Here is a 21,226-nt window from a genome sequence, read left to right on the forward strand (position 1 = left end):
CGGTCGCTCGTCGCACGCTAGCGCACAAATATTGTGCGCAAGAGAAGTATGGCGGTCGCTCGTCGCACGCTAGCGCACAAATATTGTGCGCAAGAGAAGTATCGCGGTCGCTCGTCGCACGCTAGCGCACAAATATCAAAATGGCGGCGCACGCCGCCTTTTCTTAACGGGCAGATCAGCTCCAATATGGTAATATAAATTTAAAGGTTAGGGAGGCAATAACAAAGTTGTAATGGTAATTAAACATGTCAGGAATCCTAGGGGTATTGGTACCTTATGAAATGATGGACTAACTTACTTGTGCATAAAAAGTTGCGTAACGAATTCGATGTTACTTTATACTTCGATTGAGAGGAGGGAAAGGAATGGATTGGCTTACGAGGATGAATCGGGCAATAGATTATATCGAAATGAATATATCTGGAGATATCGACCTGTCGGAGATTGCAAGTCAAGCTTGCTGTTCCTCGCATCAGTTTCAAAGACTATTTTCCTTCATTACGGATGTAACATTGGCGGAATATATACGGCGCAGAAGGCTTACTCTGGCAGCGATTGATTTATTAAATAGCGATGCAAAAGTGATTGATATTGCCCTTAAATACGGTTATGATTCACCGGTTTCTTTCGCAAGAGCTTTTCAATCGATGCATCGTATTAATCCGGCTATGGCCCGTCAAGAAGGCGTCGCTTTGAAAGCCTATCCTCGGCTTTCCTTCCTTATCTCAATCAAAGGTGCTGAAGCGATGAATTATCGGATCGAGACCAAAGAAGCATTCCAAGTATTTGGCATTGAAAGAGTTTTTCAAACTAGTGGGAGTGGGGAAGGATTGACTACCCCGGGGGGATTTTGGCAACAATGCCACGCCAACGGTGAGGTAGAGAGACTAGCTGACAATGCAGGGGAATTGCCTGTAGATCTGAGCAAGGATTTATTTAAAGTACATGCAGTTTGCAGTTATCGAAAAACCGAAAAAGATACGTTTCCATATATGCTATGTGCATTCAAGAGCTATTCCAGTAAAACAGATGGATATTTAGAAATCGCGATCCCTTCACACACGTGGGCTATATTCCCATCCGAATTGTTTACATGGAATCAATTTAACGATTCCATCGAGTCGTTATACCGCCGCTTCTATTCGGAATGGCTGCCAACGGCGGGATACGAGCAGGTGGAAGGGTTGGAATTCGAAGTCTATGGTGGCAGAGATGGAAGTAACTACGTTGAATTGTGGTTCGCGGTAAGAAAGATTTCCTAATAACGAAAGGACCATCCCAAAATGGATGGTTTTTAAACTTGCCTTGCAGATAGTAAATAAGGAGTGAAAAGAAATGGAAATTGCTATCGCAACTAATTCTGATTATGGATATTTAAAAGAACATGACCATCACATTCTACAGAGCTTAATACTGCACAAAATTAAGAGAAATGAAATATATATTCTTCGAGATGAAAATGAAAATAATATCGGATGGATGAGGTACGGGTATTTCTGGGACAACACACCATTCATGAATATGATATGGGTTGATGAACAAAATCGAGGTCAGGGTTTAGGTAAGCAAGTAGTTCTATATTGGGAAGAAGAAATGAAACATAGGGGTTTTAAATTGGTAATGACCTCTACTTTGGCTAATGAAGGGGCACAACACTTCTATAGAAAATTAGGTTATCGGGATTCAGGCTGTTTGTTACTTGAAAACGAGCCGTTAGAAATCATTCTAACTAAAAAAATTATGTAATCAACTTATTGAAGGAATATTTATGAAGATTGCCGAATGGATTAACGTAGCCAATCTCAATAATAATAGTGAGGAAGTAAATGAATATAGTTCTTATAGGTATGTCTGGAGCTGGTAAAAGCACCTTAGGTGTTTTACTTGCAAAAGCTTTAGAAATGGATTTCGTGGATACAGATATTGTTATACAACAACATGAAGGAAGGTTGTTACAAGATATAATCAATAATGATGGCATCCAGAAATTTTTGGAAATTGAAGAAAGCACTGTGTCTGAATTGCAACTAAAAAATTGCATTATATCTACAGGTGGAAGTGTTATATATTCAGAAAAGGCTATGAAGATTCTTAAACAGGAAGGTCAGATTATTTATTTACATGTCCCATTTGAAGAAATTCAGCGGAGACTAATAAATGTAACAACTAGAGGCATTGTTATAAAGAAAGGAAATAGCCTTGAGGATGTTTACGAGGAAAGAGTTCCTTTATATATTCAATACAGTGATTTTATTCTGAATTGCTCAAATAAGAATATAGAACAATGTGTTAGCGAAATTATAGAACGATATACATAAAAAAATGAGGCTGCCGGTAGAATAGTTGGCAGCTTCTTGGCACATGCTTAACAGCTAAGCTGCACCGATTAGGAGATTGATGACATGGCTTTCGGAATATCCAGACATGAACTGAATGAATGGAAAAGCAAATGCTCACAGGGAAAAATTGCCTTTTTGACGCATTATTGGGTAGAGCCTCGTTTTCCAGGAGTGAAGACGATCACGAAGGTGGGCTGCTGTGATCTAGAACGATTGAAGGAATGGTGCTTGACGAATGGTTTAAATCCAGCGTACATACATTTTCGTGAAGAATATCCACATTACGATCTAATAGGGAACAAGCAGATTGAAATCTTAAAGAAAGAACATTTGACCGATCATTTGCTCAGATTCAAGCTTGGGTAACGAGTCAAGTCCTTAACGTCAAGCGGCCATGATTTTCAGTAAATGGCCCTAAGCATAACTGCTTAAAGCCATCGCTTCTTGAGCCAGACGCGGTAAACAATGTAGACGGACGCCAAAAAAAGGACATACACGCCGACGGAAAAAACGAGCTTGCTAGTGCCTGCAAACAGATTGCTGCCGATGAATGCAAATAGAAGCATAGCAGGAATTTTGCCCAATGTAGACGCAACGGCGAATGTAACGACCGGAATGGAGGTAATGGCAGGAACGACATTAACGACAGCCTGTGGGATAACCGGGATCAGTCGAGCCAATAAAATAGTCAGGAACGGATTTTTTTCAATCGCGGTTTGGATCTTTTCCACTTTCTCGTACTTGGACAGGTAAGCACGGCCTTGTTTTTGAAATAAGTAGCGTGCCAGCCAAAAAACAATGACAGACGCGACAGAAGCAGCAGTCCAACTAATCAAAGCGCCCGTCAATGGTCCGTACATAAACCCGAGCATGCCGATAACTATTTTATAGGGGATGACCGGTATGATAATAAACCCAAGCGCAGCCATAAAAATAAGAAGTACGGGTGCATCCCCATACTGCATCCAATGCAAAATTTCATCCTTGAATATATAGACAATGAGTATGAGCACGAGATACATGCAGATGGTGTACCATTTCTTCATTTGGTAGGGCGTCTCCCTTGGTCTGAGTCATTTTTCTAGCCGTGTTGATCATACTTAGTGTAACATACAAACATTCTTCGTTGGTGTAAATTGTCCGCTTGACGAGTTTGAGCGATGAGTTTGAAATAGAAGGGTCAACAGAACAGCGCGGCCACCGTTCATACCGGCAGCCGCGACTTAATAAGCTATTTGCATGAGCTAGATAAGGAGAATGGCAACAATACATATGCTATAACTGGAATCTCATGAATTTGCTCAAATTCAGCCCCATTAAGCCATTTCCTCTCTACTCACCAACACTTTCTTCTCCCATGCTCTGCTCCGCCAGCGCAATAATAACAGAAGTCCTCTCAACCCTTCGTCCATGATGAACACGCACCACATCCCTGCCAACCCGTACCCCAGATGGACACCTATCCAATAAGTTAGCGGGACACACAGTCCCAATATGACACTTGAGCCGACAAAGAGTAGAAATCTCGCGTCACCAGCAGCTCGAAGAGCTTCTCCAATGACAATATTCAAACATCGTACAGGTTCTAGAAGAAAGCCGTAGGTCAATAAAAATGCACCTAAAGTGATAATTTCGACGTTGTCCGTGAACATACCGATCAGCTGTTTTCTGAACAACACGGTCAACGTAACCGCGGCAAGTGATAGAAATAAACTAAGTATCAAACTTCGGAACAACTGCTTGTAGGCCTCTTCTTTTTCACCTGCACCCACCAATCGACCAATGATGATTTGCGTCCCACGTCCCAAGGAAATGGCCAGCACCATGATGAATGTCATGATATTTTGCGTGTAAATCCGAGTGGAAAGCATCTCAGCACCGAGTTGAGTGATAAAATAGGTCGTCATCAATTGGCTGATTGCATATATGAGCTGGCTCCCTGCTGTGGGAATACCGATGGATAAGATCTTTTTTATTTCAGCAAATCTTGCTTTATAAAAGTCAAGGAAGGATAAGTTTAATCGAACGATTTTCGTTAAAATGATGCTATAGATAACCAGTCCGAGCAATTGGCTGAATACAGCTGATATGGCGACACCTGGTATGCCGAGCTTAGGAAAGCCGAAAGGACCGAAAATAAATAAAATGCTGCCGGTCAAATTGACCAGATTGATTCCCAAGCTGACCGTCATTGTATATCTCGTATAACCATGCACCTGTGTGATGGCCGAAATGGTCAGATTGATGGCTTGAATAAATAAGGAACATCCCACTATCGATAAAAATATGCGCGCCTGCTCCAATGTTGCAGGTTCCAAGCCGAAGGGCAGCAGCAGCTGCTTGCTGAAGCAAACGATACATACGCTAATGAAGAAGCCGAAAATACAATTAATCGAAATAGCTCCAGCGGCAAACTTCTTTACATCTCTAACTTTATTCGCGCCCAAATATTGAGAAATGACGATGGCTGAACCGGTTGAAACGACTTGAAGCAGTAAGAATAAAAAGATAATAAGCTGGTTGCTGACGCCAACTGCGGCGACGGCTTCATCCGACACATGACTGACGATGAACGTATCAGAGGTTCGCATAAACACGAGAAGTGACGATTCAATAAATAAAGGCCATGTAATAGCAAACAAACTTAACTTTTTAGGATTCGTCATGGGGATGGAACTCCTTCGATAGTCCTCGATATGGATCTCTTCTTTATTTTGAGGTATAACGAAATCGTTTTCATTGCGAAATTTGCACAAATGAATGCTTAAATTGATGGGAATTCGTAATCGATTGCTGGTTAGGGAGGGATTGCTGGGATAATCTAGAAATTTAAATAGTAGAAAAAGAAAGGTGCTGTGATGACGGATGTATTTAGTTAATTCTCGTGCAATTATTGAAAGAACCTTTAATGGATCCATCGAAATTGTGGTTCAGACACGAAATAAACCTGGTGAATTGCATCGGATTGAACTTCCTGGAGGGAGAATTGATCAATACGAATCATTAGTCACAGCACTTATTAGGGAAGTAAAGGAAGAGACTGGACTTGATGTAGTAGAAATTGAAGGTGAGGATACAAGGATTGACACCGTGGGTATGGATCCAAGCTTTGAAGTGGAATGTATTCAACCATTTGGAGCGTATCAAACCATTAAAGGTCCTTTTGATTCGGTAGGTGTTTACTTCCGTTGTAAAGTACAAGGGGAGTTACTACAATCTGGCGATGAAACGAAGAATCCTAGATGGATTCCTGTAGATGAATTAAGACAATTAATGCATGATGATCCCCTACAATTCTCGAGTATTGATAGAGCAGGAGTATTATTTTATTTGAAATATATGGAGCAGAATTAAGAAAGAACACCTTTTACAAAAGTGGGGGATCCATCTGAACGGGAATATTCCGAGGAAAATACATATAATAGGCTCAGTCGGAAGCGGTAAAACCACCCTTGCTAGAAATTTATCTCGTACATACAGCATGCCATATTATGAATTAGATAACGTAGTTTGGAAGAGGCATAAGGATGAAGATATAAGAAGATCTGACGAAGAAAGAGATGATCTTTTAGATAAAATAATATCTTCCGACCGATGGATCATAGAAGGTGCTCATCATCATGATTGGGTTTCGAGATGTTTCGAGAATGCTGAATTAATCATTTTCTTGGACACACCGTATGTGGTACGAATAAGTAGGATCATAAGAAGATTTATTTTGCAGAAACTTGGAGTCGAAAAAGCGAATTATACACCAACTTTTAAAATTTTCATTAAAATGTTTGAATGGAATGCGGGATTTGAAATGAAGAGTAAACCTAAGATTTTGGATATGTTCCGTCAGGATAAAATGAAGTGTTTGATTATAAAGGATAATCGTAGGATAGACCAATACTTAAATGAAGTTTAACAATGAGGTGTTACCGTGGAGGGAATGGGAATGAAAATAACGAAGCTCATTGGTTTACTCGCTTCTATTGCTTCTATGTTCCTTTGGATAATATTCGCTTTGTTCAATCCATATACCCATGAGCGTGTCGAGAATGACGTTATGGTCATTACTTTATTTACGCTTTTTATTCCAGCAATTGTAGCATTGTTAGGGTCCGTTATTAAAAGGCCAGCACTTATGTTTATAGCATTTGTTTGGTCACTTCCTATAAGCCTATATACCGCAATGACACCAAGTTTGTTTAAAATGTTTGGCATTACTTCAGTTATGTATCTGATTTCGGGTATTTTGATGATGAGGGATGGTAGGTCTCGACATAGATAAAAGGAGGAGGACACAAAAATGGCCCCAAAACACTTTCTTTCTGCAGCAACAATTATATGTAATGATCGTAACGAAATTCTATTAATCAAAGGTCCTGAACGAGGTTGGGAAATGCCAGGTGGCGTGGTCGAAGAAGGAGAATCGTTAAAAGATGCAGCGATTAGGGAAACTAAGGAAGAGAGTGGAATTGATATCGAGGTAACCAAATTTTGTGGTATTTTTCAAAATGTCACTCAAAATATTTGTAACACGATGTTCTTAGGTAGACCGATCGGAGGAGAGTTGACAACGAGTTCTGAGTCTCTTGAAGTAGGCTTTTTCCCAATTGAAAAAGCCTTAGAGATGGTGACTTTTCTGAATTTCAGGCAGCGCATTGAATATTGTTTAAATGAAGAGAATCATCCGTTTTGTGTGGACTTTTCAGAAATTCCGCTGTAAGTCGGGGGATAATCCCGAGGACTGATGCGGGAAAGACAATCCTCGGGGCCCTTCTTATGACTATTATTTCATTGCCTTTCAACAGGTTGAATCGATATCTCCGCACGTGGCAAGCAGTCACTTATGATCAACGCCAATCCCCCGCTGGTTTGAAGCGAGCTTTGTACGTTACAACCCGTGCCAACAACCGAATATGATACTCCCTCGGCTAAATTGACCAGCATACTAAATGCCTGTTCAGCTTCCCCAGCATAGTGAAATTCCGCACGGTATTCCGTGAATTCTTCATTGAAGTGTTGTTGCAGCATCCACACGTTGAAGCCAATCGTAACTTTGCCTAGTTGATAATAGGAAGCGAACCAATTGATGACAGGAGCCGATAAACCGCTGAAATGATGCCATCCTGCGCCACGTCCTGTCTGTACGATAAAATGTTCATAACAGTTGTAAGTAGCCTCGGTCTCACGTTTCCAACATTCTAGAGCGGTATTAGCTATGCGGAAAGCATAGTCCGGGCGACCCAAGTCGAGCATTGTTTTCCAGAAAAACCATTGATGCGGCATCCAGACGGCACCGTTCCAATAACCATCCGCTCGATAATAAGGTGCGCTTTGGTCAACAGTTGATAAGCCAATTGGTGTCCAGAAGCGGCTTTCATCAAACAGTGCAGTAATTAAACGGGTTGCACGATCTCGATCACAGACACCAGCAACCAACGGGTAGAGACCATCCATCCCCATGTTGTAATTAGCCCCAGAATCATGACGCAGATGGCCCAAAGATTCGCCTTGCTGATTATGCACAACATAACCGTAATAACTGGCTTGTTCGTCCCATGCATGGGCTTCCAACGCACCGCTCCATAGCCGAATATCCTCCTCGTATCCCCGAATATCCTTTTGCCAATCATCAGACATTGCTGCTGCCATCTTAAGAATTTTGGCGATTCGTATCGCCTGACTCGTTGTAATGATAGGAGCAACTGTAGCATCCAATTTATGCTCATGCACGTATTTTTGTGGTGGGTAGTCGTCCCAGCCTCCCGAGTTATAGAAATAATCCCATGTTTTCAGTAGGCCGGTGCGTAGTGTGTTGGTCGTTGAACTGCTGGTTTTTCCAGCTAAAAATAAGTAATATTGCCGCAATCGCGGGTAAAAATGTTGCAGAAAGTCAGGAGATTGTCCGCGATTCCACAACTCCTGGAACACATAATGCTGCACAGGTACGGGGCTGCCGTGATGAATGAAGGCGGCTTGAGAGTCACCTGGCTCCGTCATATAAGCATTCAAGCAATCCAGTGCTCGCCGAGTATCGATATCGGAGAAGCCAAGTCCAATAAACCCTGAATCCCACGTATACAGAGAATCCCACCATCGGCCAGGTGTGCTGTGCCTTATATAGTTTCGTTTCGTATAGACAGGGAAGACCGTATTCGTTAGCAAGGTAGCACGCATGAGCTGTTGGCTGAACGCGTAGCGATCACCGGATGGATAGGAAGGAGGCGGATTCAACTTGCTACGTTCAGCTTGGTAGATAGACTCGCATTTATCATAGTCAAGTGTAAAGTTGGACATGTAGCCATGCACTTCTTCGTAAGTCCCATTGCAAACCATACCGTGAAGAATCATAGAGGAATCTGGGACCAAATGAATGGGGCGCATAAACACATTGGTGTAATGTCCCTTTCCATTTCCCTGTATAATGTCATCGACATGATTATGCACGGTATGGCGGGCAAAGCGATCCAGCTCATCATTTCGGAACTGTCGAATCTGGGCATCGGAATAGTCCCACACCAGGCCATAATAACAAGGACTGTCCGGATAACGAAGAATAAGACTGCTCGGAACAGGACCTGCAAGTAATTCAGGCTCAATCTGCCAAGGACGATCAACAAAAGCGACGTCTTTGCAAGCGCTGCGCTCAATAAGTGTGAATCCATCAATGATCATTGGACTAGAGCCCGAAGTGTGCATGCTAAGAGTGACTTTGCCAGCAGCAAGTATTCCCACAGGAAGTTCTGCAATGATTAAAGTATTGGACGGCTCCAAGGAAAAGCGATATCGCTGATGCCCAAGCCCAATCTCAAGTTCTCCACCTTGCGCCGCTTGATAGCGTAACAGTAACATACCATCCTGTAAGGGTGTTGAGAGAGTCGGCTCATAACGCAGCATGTCTCCAGCATCCCCTCCGAATTGGCATCCGATTGCCGATCCGCCTGTAAAATGCTGTCCACGAATTTCTCCACGTACAAATCCGTCATAGACCAATCCATCGGATGGTCGCTGTTGTGCGAATGTCAATTCGCTGTAATCTACCCCATCCACCCACTTGGCGCCTTCAGGAAGCTGTGCATCAGTGAATACATGTACTTCACCGTGTCCCGGGAGTCGAGGCGGCTGAAGGGAAGCCATCCAGTGCAGAACTAGATTCTGCGGATGCTCCGTTTGATTGGCCAAAGCAGCACGGATGAGACGGCTCTGATCGTCGATCCGACTGAACGAAATATCGGCGAAGACGCGATCTTTCCATTCCAGTTCATGACGATGGGCAAAGAAGCTGTAATCAGGCGTAGCTTCCCACGGATGATAGCCGGACTCCCATAGGACACTGGGAATATCTATTTTTCTTCGATAGAAGCCTGGCATTAAACTTAGATCAAAGCGCACACCTCTTGATTGATCATTAATATGGGAGATCCCCATATATTGTTTGGTGTAAGGTCCCCAAGCAGGCAGTCTTAGGTCATGGTCAGTGGGGAGATTCTCACATTCATGCATGGATTATCGCTCCTTTTACAGATGTCATATTCTCTTTATTTTAAAATAATTGAAGGCTAAAAGCCTCTTGATAGCGGATCATTTTGTCTTGAAAACGGACATTCGTGATATGATAGCAGGAGTATATGAAAGAAAGGACAATAACAAAATGGCAGTGAATTTGACCGCTTACGATAACGAACAAGTCGATTATGCAGACCCGAATTTCAGGATGAAAATATGGACCATTCGTCATCCAATCCAAGCGTCCATTCAATACGGTCCCTGGCACTACCATGAGGAAGTAGAGTGGATCACAGTTCTGAAAGGCACGATGACCATTGAGACAACACAGCAAACATACACATTGCAAGCCGGCGATGTGGTGATGTTAGGCTCGAACGAGCTTCACCGATCTCACAAATACGTACAATCTCAATTGATCTACATCGTTTGCCATGTGGATATGTCCGCTTTCTTAGACCCTTCGTTGCTGACCTATCAGGCAGCTTTTACAGGTAGATCAGCCAATTTAACACGACTGAATGACGCGTTGCGGAAATATCCGTTAAGCATTCAACTCATCCATGAGCTCCTTAATCAGATGCTTCGAGAAATAACGGTTAAAGGGAGAGGCTATGAGTTTGCCGTAAATGCTAGTTTGAAAAAACTCCTGTACACGCTGATTCAAATTGACGATGAACAGATCATTGAACCAATGGATCATCAACTAGCCGTGAAATTGCGTCCAGCGTTAGCCTATATTGAACAGTTGTTAGAATCGCCTTGCCAGATTACTGATATCAGCAGCAAGCTGAACTATAACAGTAGTTATTTTGCGAAGCTGTTTAAGAAAGGAATGGGCATGACATTTACGTCCTATGTGCAAATGCGTAGAATGAAACGAGCAGAACAGCTCCTGTTGACAGAGACATGTTCGGTAACAGAAATAAGCGGTAAAGTCGGCTTTACAAGCCCTGCCCAGTTCTATCAGTTGTTCAGAAGGCATTTCGGCTGCAGCCCGAGACAGTTTGTTGAGAGAAGGAATCTGCAAAAAATGTGAATAATGCCTTTACATATATAATAGCCCCCAGCAAGGTGGGGGCTATTTGACGTTTCTTTTTAATTCAAAAGTTAATTTATTACAAAATTAATTTAAATTAATACATTTTATTAAAAATTCAGGCGAGTATAATTTTTTACATGAGATATCCTGATTTGTAGCGCAAATTTGCTTACCAAAACAACAAAGTAGTGGGAGGGATGATATAGTTGAAAGCGGTTTTAGGAAAGTATCAGGACAACATGAATTTAAGAAGAAAGAACAGTATCGTATATTATTTCAAAAGAGATTTTCTACTATATTTGCTCTTGCTATTGCCAATGGCCTATCTAATCATATTTAAATATGCGCCAATATACGGTGTAGTGATGGCATTTCAGGATTATAACATGTTCGAAGGAATTAGCGGGAGCGAATGGGTTGGGCTTGATGTATTCAAATTCATTTTTGAACAAAGTAGTTTTTACCGTGCGCTTAAGAACACACTTGTTTTAAACTTTCTAGATTTGATAGCAGGTTTTCCGGCACCCATTGTACTTGCCATTTTGTTGAATGAAATTCGGCATGTCAGATTTAAAAAAGTGACGCAAACCATTCTTTATTTACCACACTTTTTATCCTGGGTCATTATTGGCGGTATGGTCTACCTGATGTTTTCTTCAGGAGGAATGGCAAATAGCGTCTTATCTAGCCTTGGTATTGGTCATATGGAGTTTCTTTCACAAAAAAACAACTGGTTAATGATGTATTTAGCAGTTGGGGTGTGGCAAAGTGCAGGATGGGGTACAATCATCTACTTAGCATCCATCATTGGCATCAATAAGGAGTTATATGAGGCTGCCGATATGGATGGGTGCAGCAGACTTCGTAAAATATGGCATATTACTTTGCCTGGAATAAAGCCGACCATTATTATTTTGCTTATTTTGCAAATTGGAAGAATGCTCTCGATTGGGTTTGATCGGCCTTTTGTCATGGGGAATTCTTTGGTAAGTGAATACTCCGATGTCATCAGTACATTTGTATATCGGATCGGGATTGGGTCTGGGGATTTCTCGCAAGCAACAGCTGTTGGATTGTTTCAATCGGTTGTAGGGTTAGTGTTTTTAGTGACAGCGAATTTTATTGCCAAAAAAATTGGTGAGCAGGGAATATGGTAGGGAGTGTGAGTTTGTTGAAGAGGAAGCAGAAAACTAGCTTCGTTGATTTAGTTATTATTGTATTCATCATAGGCGTATCCATTACCTGCCTTGTTCCATTTCTATATATGATTGCGCTTTCTCTGAGTTCCAATAGTGCCATTGTTTCACAGAAGGTAACACTTTGGCCGGTAGAATTCACACTTGAGACCTATAAAACGATCTTAAGTGATGTAGAAATGATCTATACGCTGGGGTATTCTATTGTACTTACCATTGTATATACACTTATTTGCATGTTTTTAACGATATGTGCTGCGTATCCGCTTACAAAGAAGAGATTGAAGGGAAGAAGCTTATTTCTATCGATTTTGGTCATTACCATGTATTTTAGCGGTGGATTAATACCAAGTTATATGTTGGTGAAAAATTTAGGCATGATGAATTCCGTATGGAGCTTACTTTTGCCTGGTGCGATGAGTGTGTTCAATTTGATCATATTAAAAACCTTCTTTTCATCACTGCCAGAAAGCTTGGAAGAATCGGCATCTATGGATGGTTGTAATGAGCTAGGGATACTTTTTCGAATTGTTCTTCCGCTTTCTTTGCCGTCGATCGCAACTATAAGCCTCTTCTATGCGGTAGATAGATGGAATGGATTCCAAGATGCACTCTTTTATATAACCGATAAGAATTTGTATCCCATGCAATTAAAGCTGTACCAAATCATTACGGCGAATCAACAGTTAGACACCCAGCAAGGTGAAGGTAGTGTTGGTGCGTATATTGTTCCAGAATCATTGAAAGCTGCAAGTGTCATGTTTGCCACAGTTCCTATCTTAGTGGTTTACCCTAAACTTCAAAAATATTTTGTTGAAGGTGTCATGACGGGGGCCATTAAAGGCTGAGAAATAGGTTGCTCAAGCAAGTTGTTTGTTGAAAAGCATGAAAGGTGGTGATTCTGATACCGATCAGCTAGGATTAGATCATTATGTGAACGCTATTCGAAATGACTATGAGATAAAGGTGAGGTTGAACAATGAAAATGAAAAAAATGTTCGTTATATTACCAGTCTTGACGCTGCTAACAAGTGGATTAGTCGGATGTGGCAGCGATAATAACAATGAGAGTAAAGCAACGTCAGCGGCGACTGCAACAGAAGCGGCATCTGCAAAGCCAACAGGACCACCAACAACACTAACCGTTGAAGTATTTGACAGAGGCATTCAAGGACAGCCTGATCTGAACAATAATACGTGGACAAGGTATATCAATGATAATTTTGGCAAGGCGAATAATGCTATTGTTAAATTTATTCCAGTTCCTAGGTCACAGGAAATTGATAAGCTTAACGTATTGATGGCAGCGGGTGAGGCGCCTGATATTTCGTTTACCTATGACAGTCCGACAATCTCAAGATATGCTAAGGTGAATGGTATCCTTCAATTGGATGATTTGTTAGCCAAGCATGGTAAGGAATTAACGAATTATCTGGGTAAGACTGTTCTTTCTTATGGCGTTTTTAATGGGAAACAAATGGCGATCCCTGCTAAACGAACTTCACTGGCATGGGGTGGTATGTTCATTAGAAAGGATTGGCTGGATAAATTAGGGATGCCGATTCCTACTACGAGGGATGAATTATATAATACGCTAATTGCGTTCCGAGATAAAAATCCTGGCGGCGTAAATGGTGTTATTCCTTGGGGGTTGGCAGCAACAGGTTTTAATTATAACACTGGAAATCTAAGTGAATCTTACTGGGGCAAACAGACAGAGGAAGAATTCGTTACATCTCCGGCCTGGTTAAGACCTGGAAATAAGGATGCACTAAAGTTTCTCAACAAGCTTTACAATGAAAAATTAATCAGCCCTGATTTTGCGTTAGATAAAACAGCTAAGCAAGCGGATGCAGATGTTACCAACGGTAAAGTCGGATTCTTCAGTGCAAACTGGGATTATCCATTACGTCAAAATATTAGTGTGCCATTAAAAACAAATGTGCCTAATGCAAACTTTGTACCCATTGATGCTTTCAAGAATTACGAAGGGAAGTACAAGAAAATTGCGTACAACGAAAATGGCGTGAATGTGTTTATTCCGAAGAGCAGTAAAAATGCCGAATTGGCTATTAAATATCTCAACTGGATGTCCGACCCCAAAGTATTATTCTTCCTGCAATACGGTCTAGAAGGGGTTAATCATAAGATGGTCGATGGCATTCCACAGGTTATCAATCAAACAGGTGACAATATGCAAACCAGCTATCTAAATCTTGATCTTACATTGGTTGTAAATGGTGTTGAGCTTGGTGATCAACAGAAGAATATCAAAGCCTTAGCGGCATCGGCTCCAGGACTCGAGGCTGTTGCAGAGCAATCTTACAAAATAAATACGACGGACACGTACACGGGCTTCTTCTATGATACCCCAAGTGAATCTAACATTAAGTTTGGCAAAACGCTTGGGGATATGAACAAACAAATGACGGATAAGCTAATCGTGTGTAAACCTGCAGAATTCGATAGTTTGTACGATAAGCTCGTTGCAGAATATATGGCAGCAGGCGGGCAGGCCGTTATGGATGAGAATGTGAAGATCTACAAGGATATGCAAACAACTAAGAAATAATAAATTTGCTTAATAGCGTACAAAGCCTATGGACATAACGGCGTTATTTCCATAGGCTCTTATTATGAAACGTCTACAGTAGTCAACTTGTTATCTCGCTACCAAAGAGTTAAAATTTTATAACGATCAATGAAGCTGACACAGGGGGCACTTATGAATCGTGTTATTATTGTAGATGACGAACCATGGGCGATAAAAGGAATACGAAACGCATTTAACTGGACGAAATACGGGTTTGAAATTATAGGCCAATTTACCAGTGTCCATAAAGCATTTGAATTTATCTGTGAGGATCGTCCTGATTTGGTTTTTACAGACATCAGAATGCCTGAGATTTCTGGCCTTGATCTTATGAGAAAGACCAAAGACATGGGATTGGATGTAGACTTTGTTGTTGTAAGCGGTTTCGCAGAGTTTGCATATGCGCAGGAAGCCCTAAGGTATGGTGCGCTGGATTATTGCCTAAAACCTTTAGATATTGAGATGGCAGATCCATTAATAGAGAAACTAGCGTTGCACTTTTCTACGAAGAGAAGTATGCAAAATAACCAGATTTTAGAGGCACTAACCTCATCGGATAAAAGTGAATTGAATCGTTTAACTCAGTTATTTGATCAATCAACGGACGACTACTTCCGTGTTTTTATCATGTATTCAAATGGTGAGAAAAAGCATGATCGTAACATAAGTGTTTTCAATTTTAAACCTACATTGGAAGTTAATTTAGGATCAAGAAAGACTTTATATATTCTTAAAAGTGACAACAGAACGGATTTGGATGTTAGTTTTGATTCGGCCGTTTTCATTGACTTAGATATAAAAACGGTAGGAATCAGTAGCATTTCTAATCAGTATGACCATATGGCTAAGCTTATTAAAGAAGCAGATATCGCAGCGTCTACCGTATTTTTAAATGAAGCCAATGGTATTTTTGAATATGAACAAAAGCTTAATTTGGTTAAGCCGTATATAGATGGAATTTGTTCTATTATTCAAGAGAAAAAGTTTGAAGACATGGACGACATCATGGATGGACTCATCTATTTCTTTGATCACAACAAGTTAGGGATGGGAGAGGTCGTTTATTTATGGAATCAAGTGGTGAGTAGCTTGGTTGGCAGTTACTACGAAGAGCTAAAAGACATGGAACTTGATTTCCTGAACTACTCTGAACTGAAGGAACGTTTTGAAACCTTTGAATCAATGTGCAGTTTTTTATATGACATTATGATGTATATAAAGCAACTGAACTATCAATCTGCGAATGAAGGGGATAAAAATTCCTACTTTGCCCAAATGGTGAAATACATCGACACTAATTTTCAGAACGAGCTTTACCTTAAAGATTTATCAGTGAAGTTTTTAATCAATCAAGTCTATTGTTGTCAACTATTTAAGAAAAATTTGGGTAAAACTTTTTCGGAATATGTCACTGATTTGAGGATCAAGAAAGCTTGTGAGCTTTTGAAACATACCGAATTGTCCATTGATGAAATTGCAGCAAAAGTAGGCTATATGGATTACTATTATTTCAACAAAGTATTTAAGAAACAAAGTGGGATTACGCCTACGAAGTTCAGAAAGAGTTGAGGGTCGGGGTGAGGAGTTTGCAGATTAGTAGACTGAAACTAAAGCATCAGATATTACTTATATTTTTATTTTCGGTTATCATTTTCTCAATAATGGAGTTTTATTCCTATTATAGTTTCTATAATTTGACGCAGAACAGAGCTGCGAATTACGGGAATAAGATCATTGAACAAACAAGCCAAAAGATAAATTCCGTTTTTAACGATATAAAAGTTAGTACCAAAATAGCTGTTGATAATAAAAAGATACAAGAATTTACGATTGCTGATGATGATTATAAGCGGAGTTTTGATATAGGTACATATGTAATTGAACTTATGGAATATATGAGATCCTTTAATTCCTATGTGAATGGCATTGTTATTAATGATAATCAAGGACGACGCGTCCATAGTACTGGAAACGGTGATATTTTTTATTCGAAACAATACGAAGAATTTGTTAGCACCTATAAAAATGATAGTAATTCTGTTGGAACAGGACAGTTTACAACCCTTCTAAAAGACGAAAAAACAGGAAGCGAATATTTCTTTTATATAGCACCCATTATTGAATCGATTGGCGGGGTTCAATTCTCTCAGAGGACAGGTTATTGTTCCATTATGGTGAACACGGAAAAGTTGAAGGAACTTGTTCAGAATACGGAATTAACGCCAAACTCTACGTTGTACATTTTAAACAGTCAAAATGAGGTTATTGTATCCAATAATACAAATTTCCGCGGTATTTTGTACGAGGATATCCTTTCCGTAGATCGGAACCGTTTAACTAATGGGGTAAAAACAACAATTAATGATGAAGAAGTAATCGTCCAGGAAAAAGATTTGGAGCAGGCTGACGGCTGGCGTATTGTAAGTATTATTCCAGTGCAAGAGTTGACAACAGACATGTATGCCATTAAGAACATTAGTATCATAGCAGGAATTGGTATCATTCTGAGTATGCTTATTCTAGGATATTTTTTCTTGAATAATTTGACGCGGCCAGTCATGGGGCTTATCGCAGATATGAAAAAAATTGGTAAAAGAGATGTAGGCTTTAGAGTTAAAGTACGTTCAACGAATGAAGTCGGCGTGTTGGCCTATGATATTAATAGCATGATTGACAAAATGGAAGAGATGACTAGCAATATTTTCCATACACAGGCAAGTTTATATGAGTCTGAGCTCAGCAAAAAACAGGCTGAATTCTCTGCCTTACAAAGTCAAATAAATCCGCATTTCCTTTATAATACATTAAATTGCATAAGCAGTATCGGGCTTGAATACGGCAGCAAGGAAATAGCGCTGATTACTTCATCCATGTCAAAGATTTTTCGATATAGTATTAAAAAAGACGATCTTGTGATGATCAGTGAAGAAATTCAATGTATCCAAGCGTATCTGAAAATTATCTCAATTCGCTATGAAAACAAGTTTGATATGGAAATCAATGTGGATGAAAAGATGCTAGAAATGAAAACACCTAAAATGATCTTGCAGCCCATTGTTGAAAACTCCGTTTATCATGGACTTGAAAGTATGGACGCAGGCGGAACACTTCGGGTGAGTGGGCATCTAGATGCGAATGGTGATGTCTGTTTTCAAATATGGGATTCTGGAAAAGGGATCGGTAAAGATGAGCTCGAAAGCCTGAAAGCGAAACTAAATATGGCCTTTTCGGAGAGAGTGGAAAATAGCTTTGTTGGGAACAGTATTGGGATTTCCAATATAAATAACAGGATTCAACTGCTGTTTGGAGAAGGTTATGGGGTAGGGATTGAAAGTGAGATTGGTTACGGTACGACGGTGATTGTTAAGATTCCATGTATGTGAGGAACATACTTGAACTTGAACCTTTTTCCACTTTCTGGCGTCTTTATGATGCTTGATTGTTGTGAATCTGATACGTGGAGTGATCTATCATGCCTTGGCCTATGGTGCATTTTAGCATTGCAGAAAAAATATTTGATCATGATCCATCGCCAGAATTTTTGTTGGGAAGTATCGCCCCAGATGCCATTCATATGAGAGCGAATACGACTAGGCAAGATAAAGGTAGAACGCATTTATGTGAGGAAGACGGCACGATGCCCAATCTTCAGACCTTCTCTGAGTTTTGTAAACGACACTTAACGCACAATGACCTCGATACTAATCAATTTATACTAGGATATGTCTCACATCTGTATGCTGATTTAAGATGGACGGAGACCGTTTGGAATGACTATGTCGGGAAAATTAACCTTGAGATGGACGGACAGAACCAATCTATTAAAAGTCGATACAATGTAGAGGTTTGTCAGATCGATTACAATCTATACAGGAATGAAGTTTGGTCGAATAAGATTTTCGACTCCTTACTACAGGCTAGAGAATATGCAATTCCTAATTTACTAACTGACGAAGAAATAACTCAGTATCGTGTACATATCATACAGAATCTTAGAAATGAAGGAAAAGAGCCTGGTATTGTACCGATCTATATTACAGATGCCATTGTTAAATCGTTTATTATCGACACTGTAGGTGAGCTGAAAAGTCTAATAAAAGTTTGGATGAACGATTACGAAATAAAAGCCCGCGGTGTTAGGCGATAGTTGATATTACTTTCTTTCAAGACAATAGGTTATAATTGGAGACAATGTGGCAATGTGTTTGGGGCCTTGTTTAATTTGAAAGGAGTATAGGAATGGAATTTTTGTTATTATCCAAAGAAATCACACAGCAGTACTGCCGGAAAATTTTGATGCCCGAAGGCGCAACCGAAATCTTGATGAACATCGTCGATCATATAAATAATGATCAAAAACTTTTTGATATTTATATGGCATTTTATAAGAATAATATTGAAAGTGGCTATTGGACGACCGTTTGGGAACCGCTGGCGATAGATCCTTATGTGGAAGAAGTACTCGGAAATTCGGCTTCCCTGTTATATCTGCATGCAGCACTGCAAAGACTGCCGATCGCCGAGCAGAAGTATGCCGAAAGAGGACTGAGTGAAGAGTTATTTGTAGAAACCTTAAGGGATATCGGTGTTTGGGTTCAAAATGCCTATAATTTAGTCGGCTATTATGCCATTAGAAATTTCAGTTGGATCTGGAGGCATCTGGAGGCCAGAATGTTCCGGATTGGGGGTATGCAGTTTATCGCAACCAATTTTTCTGGGGTCGTCAAAGGCTTTTACAATGCGAAAGAAGATCGTATATTGCTTTTATGCAGCGCCGGGATGGAATTAAGAGCGAATGGTGATAAGCAAGGCGTCTGCAATAAAGAGAAGACTACCGATGGTTTTGTGACGGAATATGAGGAAACAGAACAATATTTCATTGGAAATCCTATTACGCCTGACGGCAAAGGCTTAAACGAACCCGTTAAGCTCATGAGGGATGAATGGGAAAAAGTATTGGACAAGGATGATACGATGCTTGAGATTCATATCCCGAGAGATACGGCTTTTGATATGGATCAAATCAAAGACACGTACATTCAGGCCAAGGAATTTTATGCAACCTATTTTCCAGAAGTCCAGTATAAGGGTATGGCATGCCATACATGGCTGTTTACGCCACAACTTCGGGAGATGTTACCGCCTACCAGCAATATCGTCAGGTTCCAAGAGCAGTTTTATCTCTATCCGACAGCGGGTTCGGTTCGTTTTTTATGGAATTTCGTATTCAATGAATTGACCGAGGTAAAGGATGCTAAACCGGACACATCGTTAAGGAGAAAGGTCCTTGCGTATTTGGAAGAAGATAAAGAGATCTTTGATATGAATGGCGTATTTCTTGATATAAGTGGTGATTTCGGAACGGTAACTTATCCAAAGGAAGACAAATAGGGACACTATCGAGAAACGATAGTTGGAGGAGCTTGCCGCGGCAATGCTCCTTTTTGGTTTTCGCTTGATTTGGTGATTGCGGTCTCGGCTTCCGGCCCCGGGCCCGGACTTCCAGCCCCCGGCCCCGGCCCCCCGGACCCCAGCTTCCGGCCCCGGCCCCGGGCTCCTGGACCCCAGCTTCCGGCCCCGGCCCCGGGCTCCTGGACCTCAGCCCCAGCTTCCGGCCCCAGGCTCCGTGCTCCCAGCCGTGCTCCCAGCCCGTGCTCCCGGCCCCGGGCTACCCCCTCCCGGCAAATAGATGGATTTTATGTAGTTAAATTTTAAAATTTTCCAATTAAACGCAGAATAAATGGATAACCTACAGTTAATTTTAACCATTTCACCGGATCTGAGCAAAAGAGCCGATTTTAACTACATGTTTTCCAGTTAAATCAAATTTTCGAGCGAATGACTCGTAAATAGCTGTATATTTTCCAGTTAGTACAAGTATGCAGCGTACTGCAACGAATGTGGCGAGGAGGTTTTAACCAATTTATATCGAAATAGTGGGAAATACGACTAGTACGATAGAAGCAGCCTGCGTATAGGAGGAGGAAACGAATTGGAGAGACAATGGACGATTTCACCTTGGACTAATGAATGGAACCAACAATTTGAGGTGGAGTCCAACGTTTTACAGGATATTTTTCAATCAGAACTTGTTGATATCCATCACGTTGGAAGCACCTCGGTGCCCTCAATCGGGTATGCGAAACCCATTATCGATATCTTGATCATCGTAAAAAATATCGAGCAAGTGGATGTAGGTAACGAGCAAATGATCGATACGGGATACCGAGTAAGAGGGGAGAACGGCATTCCGAATAGACGATACTTCTCCAAAGGGGATCTACAACGTACGCATCACGTTCATATTTATCAGCAGGGGGATTCAAGGATACTGACCTATTTGGATTTTAAGGCCTATTTGCTGCAACATCCTGCTGAAGCTGCAAAATACGGCCAACTCAAGCTGGACATATTAGCGTCCTATCCGAATGAGCAATACCAACAAGTGAAAGAAGATCGCATCAATCACTTGGTTGAGAAAGCTCTGCGATGGGGAGAAGAGGAAAGGAAACGGTTGGAATGAGTTGTTCGCGATATATCCAGCAATTTCCATGGTCGA

The 21,226-nt window shown here is 40.9% G+C and carries 20 protein-coding genes; 17 read left to right on the forward strand and 3 right to left on the reverse strand.

What is annotated here, in order from left to right; all coding sequences use genetic code 11:
• Window positions 1-365: 365 nt before the first annotated feature.
• The 4 genes from GC096_RS15475 to GC096_RS15490 all read left to right on the forward strand — a co-directional run bounded on the left by GC096_RS15475 (window position 366) and on the right by GC096_RS15490 (window position 2,705).
• Window positions 366-1,262 carry an AraC family transcriptional regulator gene (locus GC096_RS15475; protein ID WP_171631432.1) on the forward strand — a complete coding sequence of 299 codons (897 nt, stop codon included), beginning with the start codon at window positions 366-368 and terminating at the stop codon, window positions 1,260-1,262.
• 73 nt (window positions 1,263-1,335) lie between these two features.
• Window positions 1,336-1,746 (forward strand): GNAT family N-acetyltransferase, encoded by a 411-nt coding sequence (locus tag GC096_RS15480; protein WP_171631434.1) that lies wholly within the window; start codon window positions 1,336-1,338, stop codon window positions 1,744-1,746.
• 80 nt (window positions 1,747-1,826) lie between these two features.
• The gene (locus GC096_RS15485) at window positions 1,827-2,318 is read left to right on the forward strand and encodes a shikimate kinase (RefSeq protein WP_171631436.1); all 492 of its coding nucleotides are present in this window, start codon (window positions 1,827-1,829) and stop codon (window positions 2,316-2,318) included.
• Window positions 2,319-2,402: 84 nt separating this feature from the next.
• The gene (locus GC096_RS15490; RefSeq protein ID WP_171631437.1) at window positions 2,403-2,705 is read left to right on the forward strand and encodes a hypothetical protein; all 303 of its coding nucleotides are present in this window, start codon (window positions 2,403-2,405) and stop codon (window positions 2,703-2,705) included.
• Window positions 2,706-2,767: 62 nt separating this feature from the next.
• Here the strand turns inward: GC096_RS15490 and GC096_RS15495 are convergent, their stop codons facing one another.
• A complete protein-coding gene (locus tag GC096_RS15495) occupies window positions 2,768-3,385 on the reverse strand; it encodes a TVP38/TMEM64 family protein (RefSeq protein ID WP_171631439.1) in 618 nt (205 codons plus the stop codon).
• Between the two features lie 270 nt (window positions 3,386-3,655).
• Window positions 3,656-5,005 carry an MATE family efflux transporter gene (locus GC096_RS15500; protein ID WP_171631441.1) on the reverse strand — a complete coding sequence of 450 codons (1,350 nt, stop codon included), beginning with the start codon at window positions 5,003-5,005 and terminating at the stop codon, window positions 3,656-3,658.
• 199 nt (window positions 5,006-5,204) lie between these two features.
• On the opposite strand from GC096_RS15500, the gene GC096_RS15505 reads away from it, so the two are divergent.
• From GC096_RS15505 to GC096_RS15520, 4 genes are all read left to right on the forward strand, one after another.
• Window positions 5,205-5,693, forward strand: a complete 489-nt coding sequence (locus tag GC096_RS15505; protein ID WP_171631442.1) for an NUDIX hydrolase — start codon at window positions 5,205-5,207, stop codon at window positions 5,691-5,693.
• 67 nt (window positions 5,694-5,760) lie between these two features.
• Window positions 5,761-6,249 carry an AAA family ATPase gene (locus tag GC096_RS15510; protein WP_376769505.1) on the forward strand — a complete coding sequence of 163 codons (489 nt, stop codon included), beginning with the start codon at window positions 5,761-5,763 and terminating at the stop codon, window positions 6,247-6,249.
• Window positions 6,250-6,279: 30 nt separating this feature from the next.
• Window positions 6,280-6,615, forward strand: coding sequence for a hypothetical protein (locus GC096_RS15515; protein WP_171631444.1), 336 nt, complete (start codon window positions 6,280-6,282; stop codon window positions 6,613-6,615).
• Between the two features lie 18 nt (window positions 6,616-6,633).
• A complete protein-coding gene (locus GC096_RS15520; RefSeq protein ID WP_171631446.1) occupies window positions 6,634-7,053 on the forward strand; it encodes an NUDIX hydrolase in 420 nt (139 codons plus the stop codon).
• 68 nt (window positions 7,054-7,121) lie between these two features.
• On the opposite strand, the gene GC096_RS15525 is transcribed toward GC096_RS15520, so the two are convergent.
• On the reverse strand, window positions 7,122-9,833 hold the full coding sequence (locus GC096_RS15525; protein ID WP_171631448.1) for an MGH1-like glycoside hydrolase domain-containing protein: 2,712 nt from the start codon (window positions 9,831-9,833) through the stop codon (window positions 7,122-7,124).
• A gap of 148 nt (window positions 9,834-9,981) precedes the next feature.
• Here GC096_RS15525 and GC096_RS15530 point away from each other — a divergent pair, with 148 nt between their 5' ends.
• The 9 genes from GC096_RS15530 to GC096_RS15570 all read left to right on the forward strand — a co-directional run bounded on the left by GC096_RS15530 (window position 9,982) and on the right by GC096_RS15570 (window position 21,190).
• Window positions 9,982-10,875: a helix-turn-helix domain-containing protein gene (locus tag GC096_RS15530; RefSeq protein ID WP_171631449.1), complete on the forward strand. Its 894-nt coding sequence runs from the start codon at window positions 9,982-9,984 to the stop codon at window positions 10,873-10,875.
• A gap of 242 nt (window positions 10,876-11,117) precedes the next feature.
• Window positions 11,118-12,035: an ABC transporter permease gene (locus GC096_RS15535; protein WP_171631515.1), complete on the forward strand. Its 918-nt coding sequence runs from the start codon at window positions 11,118-11,120 to the stop codon at window positions 12,033-12,035.
• Window positions 12,029-12,922, forward strand: a complete 894-nt coding sequence (locus GC096_RS15540; RefSeq protein WP_171631451.1) for a carbohydrate ABC transporter permease — start codon at window positions 12,029-12,031, stop codon at window positions 12,920-12,922. The genes GC096_RS15535 and GC096_RS15540 overlap by 7 nt, the downstream gene beginning before the upstream one ends.
• Before the next feature lie 131 nt (window positions 12,923-13,053).
• Window positions 13,054-14,646, forward strand: a complete 1,593-nt coding sequence (locus GC096_RS15545; RefSeq protein ID WP_171631453.1) for an extracellular solute-binding protein — start codon at window positions 13,054-13,056, stop codon at window positions 14,644-14,646.
• Window positions 14,647-14,799: 153 nt separating this feature from the next.
• On the forward strand, window positions 14,800-16,236 hold the full coding sequence (locus tag GC096_RS15550) for a response regulator transcription factor (protein WP_171631454.1): 1,437 nt from the start codon (window positions 14,800-14,802) through the stop codon (window positions 16,234-16,236).
• A 17-nt stretch (window positions 16,237-16,253) separates the two neighbouring features.
• Window positions 16,254-18,050 (forward strand): cache domain-containing sensor histidine kinase, encoded by a 1,797-nt coding sequence (locus GC096_RS15555; RefSeq protein WP_171631456.1) that lies wholly within the window; start codon window positions 16,254-16,256, stop codon window positions 18,048-18,050.
• An 89-nt stretch (window positions 18,051-18,139) separates the two neighbouring features.
• Window positions 18,140-18,814: a zinc dependent phospholipase C family protein gene (locus GC096_RS15560; protein WP_171631457.1), complete on the forward strand. Its 675-nt coding sequence runs from the start codon at window positions 18,140-18,142 to the stop codon at window positions 18,812-18,814.
• A gap of 92 nt (window positions 18,815-18,906) precedes the next feature.
• Window positions 18,907-20,058, forward strand: coding sequence for an acyltransferase domain-containing protein (locus tag GC096_RS15565; protein ID WP_171631458.1), 1,152 nt, complete (start codon window positions 18,907-18,909; stop codon window positions 20,056-20,058).
• 601 nt (window positions 20,059-20,659) lie between these two features.
• Window positions 20,660-21,190, forward strand: coding sequence for a GrpB family protein (locus GC096_RS15570; RefSeq protein ID WP_171631459.1), 531 nt, complete (start codon window positions 20,660-20,662; stop codon window positions 21,188-21,190).
• Window positions 21,191-21,226: the final 36 nt, after the last annotated feature.

The organism is Paenibacillus plantarum (assembly GCF_013141695.1).
GTDB classification, from domain to species: Bacteria; Bacillota; Bacilli; order Paenibacillales; family NBRC-103111; genus Paenibacillus_E; species Paenibacillus_E plantarum.